We start from the raw sequence: 4,701 nt of genomic DNA on the forward strand, positions 1-4,701 counted from the left end.
TTGAAGACGTGCTTGTAGCCCGAGGCGATCAGGATGCGGGCGGCCTTTTCGGCGCGCACGCCCGAGCGGCAGACGACGAGCACTTGGGCGTCCTTGTCGGGCTGGGCGTCGAGCGTCATGCCGAAGCGAAAGCGCGAGAGCGGCACGTTCACGGAGCCCGCGATGCGCTCCTCGGCGAACTCGTCGGGTTCGCGCACGTCGATCACCACGACGCCCGCGGCCATCATCCTCCGCGCCTCTTCGGGCGGCACCTTCGCGTAGGCGGGGTCCGAAAAGGTGAGGGGGCGCGAGGGTTGGGGCGAGACGGGTTCGAGGGCCGCTGCATCGGCCGCGGCGCCCGTCATGGCGGCCGTCACCGCGGCGGCCGCGCAGAGATTCTTGATGTCCTGCATCGTGATCATGAAGCTTTGAGAAAGGGAATAGAGTTCAGGGGCGGGCTGCGCCGCCCGGAAGCCTCCGGGGCGGCGCAGGCCGCGGTTCTCCGCATTCTTTCACGCCTTCGACCCTCCCGTCCTCAAGCCATGCCCGCAGACGCCGCCCGAATTGAGCACTTCTCCACCTCCACCGCGCCCGTCGCGCTCGTCACCGGCGCCTCGAGCGGCCTTGGTGCGGAGTTCGCGCGACTCGCCGCCGCCGACGGGTTCCGCGTGATCCTCACGGCGCGCCGCCGGGAGCGTCTTGACGCCCTCGCCGAGGAGCTCGAGCGGCAGACCTCCCGGCCGATGCTTGCGCTCCCTCTTGATCTTTCGGACCCGGACGCGCCCGACGAGATCCTTTCGCTCCTCTCGGAACTCAACGTCGTGCCGGAAGTCCTCGTCAACAACGCGGGCTTCGGCGCCTTCGGACCGATGGTGGAGATGGACCCGGAGCGGACCGGCCGCATGATCGACCTCAACGTCCGCGCGCTCACGGAGCTCTCAATCCGGATCGGCCGCGAGATGCGCGACTGCGGCTGCGGGCGGATTCTGAACGTCGCCTCGACCGCCTCCTACCAGCCCTGTCCCTTCATGGGCGTCTACGGAGCGACCAAGGCGTACGTACGCTCATTCACCGAGGCGCTCGCCGAAGAACTCCGCGGCACGTCCGTCACCGCCACGGCCTTCTCTCCGGGACCGACCGCCACGGAATTCGGCGCCGCGGCGGGGCTCGCCGCCGAAGGCGCGCTTGACCTCTTCGACTTGGAAAAGGCCGAGCGCTCGGCCGCCGACGCCGCCCGCACCGGTTGGATCGCAATGAAGGCCGGGCGCGCGGTCGTGATCGACGGGTGGGTGAACCGCCTCATCGCCCGCGTCGTCTGGGCGACGCCCGAGCCCCTCGTGCGGCTTCTCGCCGGACGGCTCCTTGGGCGGCTCAAGACCGAATAGAAGGCCCTCCGCATCGGGACCCTTTGGCGGCCCCCTTTGGCGGCCTTCTCAGCGGCCTTTTTGAGCGACCTTTGCGCATACCTTGCGTCCACTTCGTTTCGTCTAAGGCTTCCTATCTAGGGTGGATCCCTCAGGCGCGCGGGGAGGCCCGAAGGGGCTACCGCATAATGAAGGAAAGACAAAAAACGCCGCTCCGCGCGGGGCTCTTCAGCCCTTTGCGGCGCGGCAGAAGAGATCAAGCAAAGAGGTTTCCATGCAGCTCAACACCATCTCCCGCCGCGGCCTGATCGCCGCCGGCGTCGCCGCCGCCCTCGCGCTCGCCGGCTGCGGCGAGGACAAGGGCTCCGCTCCCGCCGCGAAGAAGGCCGAACTGATACCGGTCGGCATCGTGCAGCTCGTCGAGCACGACGCGCTTGACGCCGCGACCCGCGGCATCGTCGACGCCCTCGCCGCCCGCGGCTTCAAGGACGGCGTGAACATCAAGCTCGACATCCAGAACGCGCAGGGCGACCAGTCGAACCTCCACAACATCGCCAACCGCTTCGTCTCGAACAAGGACAAGATCATCTTCGCCGTCGCGACCCCCGCCGCCCAGGCCGTCGCCACCGTCGCGAAGGACACCCCGATCGTGGGCACCGCGATCACCGACTACGTCGCCGCCAAGCTCGTCAAGAGCAATGAAAAGCCGGGCGGCAACGTCACAGGCGTCTCCGACCTCGGCCCGATCGCCGCGCAGTTCGACCTCCTCATGAAGCTCGCCCCGAACGCCAAGACGATCGGCACGATCTACAACTCGAGCGAAATCAACTCCGCCGTCCAGGTCGAGATCCTCAAGAAGGCCGCCGCCGAACGCGGCGTCGAGGTGCTCGAAGCCACCGTCTCGAACGTGAACGACATCCAGCAGGCCGTCGCCTCCCTGAAGGACAAGGTCCAGGGCCTGTACCTCCCGACCGACAACGTGATCGCCTCGGCGATTCCGGCCCTCGCCAAGGTCGTCAACCCCGCCAAGATTCCCACCGTCGCGGGCGAGATGGGCATGACCTCGGCCGGGTGCCTCGGCTCCATCTCCGTCAACTACTACGACATCGGCAAGATGACGGGCGAGTTGGGCGCCGACATCCTCGAAGGCAAGAAGAAGCCCGCCGACTCGCCGATCCAGCACGTCACGACCGGCACGCCGGTCTTCAACCTGAAGGCTGCCGCCGCGATCGGCATCACCATCCCCGAGGAGCTCAAGAAGGGCGCCAAGCTCTTTGAGTAGCGCCTCGCGGAGGCGCCGCGCCTGAGATAAAGCGGAGCGACCTGGAGACCGGAAGTTCCCCGAAGCGGGACCGGCCTTCACGGCGAAGCTCCGCTTTTTCTCGTTCTTCCCGCCCCGCGGTGAAGGGCGCCCGGAGCTCGCCTCTCTTCCGGACCTCCCGGGAAGCCCCACACATCCCGCAAACCTCTTCCACCAACAAAACCAAAGAAGGTCCCCTGCGGACCTTCGGCGCGTACCTAGAAAGGAATCACCGATGCTCGATCTCATCATTTCAACCGTCGGCCAGGGCCTGCAGTGGTCCGTCATGGCGATAGGCGTCTTCCTCACCTTCCGCATCCTCGACATCGCCGACCTGTCGGTCGAGGGCTCGTTTCCCCTGGGGGCGGCCGTCGCCGCCACCGCGATCACCTCGGGGCTCGGCCTTCCGGCGGCCTTCGTCCTCGCCCTCATCGCGGGTTCGCTCGCGGGCTGGGTGACGGGCGTCCTCACGACGAAGCTGCGCATCCCGGCGCTCCTCGCCGGCATCCTCACGATGATCGGGCTCTATTCGGTGAACCTCCACGTGATGGGGAAGTCCAACATCGGGCTGCTTCAGGACGAAACGGTCTTCACGATTCTTGAGAACGGCCTCGGGCTCTCCGTCTCGCTGAGCGGCATCGTCGTGGGGCTCCTCTTCGCCGTCATCGTTTCGACTGTGATCTACTGGTTCTTCGGCACCGAGCTCGGCACGGCGATCCGCGCGACGGGCTTCAACCAGCAGATGGCCCGCGCGCAGGGCATCAACACCAACACGATGATCGTGCTCGGCCTCGTGATCTCGAACGCCCTCGTCGCCCTCTCGGGCGCCACCGTCGCGCAGGCGAACGGCTTCGCCGACGTCGGCATGGGCGTGGGCACCATCGTGATCGGCCTCGCCTCGGTGATCATCGGCGAGGTGCTCTTCGCGCCGAAGTCCTTCAAGTCGAGCCTGGTCGCCGTGATCCTCGGCTCCATCGTCTATCGCCTCGTCATCGCCTTCGTGCTCCAGATGGGCATGCCGCCCAACGACCTGAAGCTCTTCACGGCCGTGCTCGTCGCCTTTGCGCTCTCGCTGCCGCTCATCAAGAGCAAGGTCGCGGGCCTTCGCCGCGCCTCCTGATCCCCCGGACCGGAAGGCTCCCTCCAGAACTGAACACGAACGCAGGAATTAGACGAAATGCTCGAACTCAAGAACGTGCACAAGACCTTCTTCGCGGGTACGGCGAATGAAAAGAAGGCCCTCCGGGGCGTCACCTTTACGCTCGAGGACGGCGACTTCTGCACCGTCATCGGCTCCAACGGCGCGGGGAAGTCCACGACGCTCAACGCCATCGCCGGCACCTTCCCCATCGACCAGGGCTCGATCGTGATCGACGGCCACGACGTGACGAAGCTCCCCGAATACAAGCGCGCCGCCTTCATCGGCCGCGTCTTCCAGGACCCGATGCGCGGCACGGCCGCCGGCATGATGATCGAGGAGAACCTCGCGATCGCCGACCGCCGCGGACAGCGTCCAACGCTCAAGTGGTCCGCGCGCCCCGAGCGCACGGAGTACTTCCGCGAGCTCGTGAAGTCCCTCGGCCTCGGGCTCGAGAACCGCATGACCGCCCACGTGGGGCTCCTCTCGGGCGGCCAGCGCCAGGCGCTCACGCTGCTGATGGCGACCCTCGTGCGCCCGAAGCTGCTGCTCCTTGACGAACACACGGCCGCGCTCGATCCGAAGACAGCCGAAAAGGTGCTCGAGATCACGAACCGCATCGTCACCGAGCAGAAGCTCACGACGCTCATGATCACGCACAACATGCGCGACGCGCTGCGCTTCGGCAACCGCCTCATCATGATGCACGACGGCCGTCCCATCCTCGACGTGCGGGGCGAGGAGAAGTCGAAGCTCACCGCGGTGGACCTGCTGCGGTTCTTCGAAAAGGCGGGCGACGGAGTGTCCGACAAGATGCTCCTCGCGAGCTGATGCCCCAGGCGCCTCAGCCTTGGGTCCTGAGCGCCCGGCATCCGTGAGGGCGGCGCCTCTCTCTTGAGGGGAGGCGCCTCACGCGGAAC

5 protein-coding genes are annotated in these 4,701 nt (G+C 66.8%); 4 read left to right on the plus strand and 1 reads right to left on the minus strand.

Annotated features, from left to right (window positions below; all coding sequences use genetic code 11):
• Positions 1-401, minus strand: a 401-nt coding sequence (locus ACT6Y9_RS08765; protein ID WP_443744259.1) for a rhodanese-like domain-containing protein, incomplete at its 3' end; no start/stop codon positions are given.
• A 120-nt stretch (positions 402-521) separates the two neighbouring features.
• Between ACT6Y9_RS08765 and ACT6Y9_RS08770 the strand changes: the two genes are divergently transcribed.
• From ACT6Y9_RS08770 to ACT6Y9_RS08785, 4 genes are all read left to right on the plus strand, one after another.
• The gene (locus ACT6Y9_RS08770; RefSeq protein WP_443744260.1) at positions 522-1,364 is read left to right on the plus strand and encodes an SDR family NAD(P)-dependent oxidoreductase; all 843 of its coding nucleotides are present in this window, start codon (positions 522-524) and stop codon (positions 1,362-1,364) included.
• 253 nt (positions 1,365-1,617) lie between these two features.
• Complete coding sequence (locus ACT6Y9_RS08775) at positions 1,618-2,625, plus strand: ABC transporter substrate binding protein (protein WP_443744261.1); 1,008 nt, start codon at positions 1,618-1,620, stop codon at positions 2,623-2,625.
• 253 nt (positions 2,626-2,878) lie between these two features.
• Positions 2,879-3,763, plus strand: coding sequence for an ABC transporter permease (locus ACT6Y9_RS08780; protein ID WP_295476933.1), 885 nt, complete (start codon positions 2,879-2,881; stop codon positions 3,761-3,763).
• A 57-nt stretch (positions 3,764-3,820) separates the two neighbouring features.
• Positions 3,821-4,612 (plus strand): ABC transporter ATP-binding protein, encoded by a 792-nt coding sequence (locus ACT6Y9_RS08785; protein WP_295476935.1) that lies wholly within the window; start codon positions 3,821-3,823, stop codon positions 4,610-4,612.
• Positions 4,613-4,701: the final 89 nt, after the last annotated feature.

Origin of the sequence: Sutterella sp., from assembly GCF_052272535.1 — a bacterium.
Classification (GTDB): Bacteria; Pseudomonadota; Gammaproteobacteria; order Burkholderiales; family Burkholderiaceae_F; genus Sutterella.

Bases quoted from the DNA above. Each gene is read 5' to 3' on its own strand.
- ACT6Y9_RS08770 (WP_443744260.1), top strand. From the start codon at position 522: ATGCCCGCAGACGCCGCCCGAATTGAGCACTTCTCCACCTCCACCGCG.
- ACT6Y9_RS08775 (WP_443744261.1), top strand. From the start codon at position 1,618: ATGCAGCTCAACACCATCTCCCGCCGCGGCCTGATCGCCGCCGGCGTC.
- ACT6Y9_RS08780 (WP_295476933.1), top strand. From the start codon at position 2,879: ATGCTCGATCTCATCATTTCAACCGTCGGCCAGGGCCTGCAGTGGTCC.
- ACT6Y9_RS08785 (WP_295476935.1), top strand. From the start codon at position 3,821: ATGCTCGAACTCAAGAACGTGCACAAGACCTTCTTCGCGGGTACGGCG.